The sequence below is a fragment of the Rhodococcus sp. EPR-147 genome (genome assembly GCF_001647185.1).
Lineage (GTDB): Bacteria > Actinomycetota > Actinomycetes > Mycobacteriales > Mycobacteriaceae > Rhodococcoides.
Map to the genome: position 1 here is coordinate 1 of NZ_LVCU01000267.1, position 706 is coordinate 706.

Genomic DNA, 706 nt, shown 5'->3' on the forward strand with positions numbered 1-706 from the left:
GTCCCCACCACGACCACCGGGCCCGATCGCAGCCCACGCAACCATTGCCGATACCGCTTCGCCGGGCCCAAACCGGCCGACAGCGCCACCACCCGGTCGGCACCGAGCAGAGCCGTGCAGGCCGTCTCCAGACGATCCAGGTCTCGCTGATCGGGCACCACGACCACCGCGGACCGACCGCCGGCCACGGTCACGGCGGCGGCCTCCGCCAACCGCACCGGCCACAGCTCACCGGGCAACGCCTGCCATACCGCGCGCGGTACGCGTCCCGATGCCAATGCGTCGAGGAAGTTCGAGCCGTGGGTGTACGCCGACCAGGCGGCCCGGTCGATGTCGGGCTCGGCCGGGGGCTCGACGACGGGTGTCTGTTCCGCCTCGACTCGGGCGTGGCGAGCCGGGATCGCCAGACGCAGCACGTCCGCTCTGGTCCCGGCGTACCGATCGGCCACCGCCTCGGCGAGTTCCGCGATCTCCGGGGTCAGAACTCGCTCGGCCGACACCACCCGATCGAGCCAGCCGAGCTTGCCGGAGTGTTCGGTCTCGGCCAGTCTGGCCAGCACGAAACCGTCGACGAGTCGTCCTGCGAACCGCACCCGAACTCGGACACCGGGCTGAGCATCACTGCTCACCTCCTCGGGAACGAGGTAGTCGAACTCGCGGTCGAGATGCGGCAGCGGCAACATCGGAAGAATGCGCGCGATCGGAA

Annotated in this window: 1 pseudogene; it reads right to left on the bottom strand. The window is 70.3% G+C overall.

Annotated features, from left to right (window positions below):
- Positions 1-706, bottom strand: a pseudogene (locus A2J02_RS12860) (primosome assembly protein PriA); the annotation flags it as partial.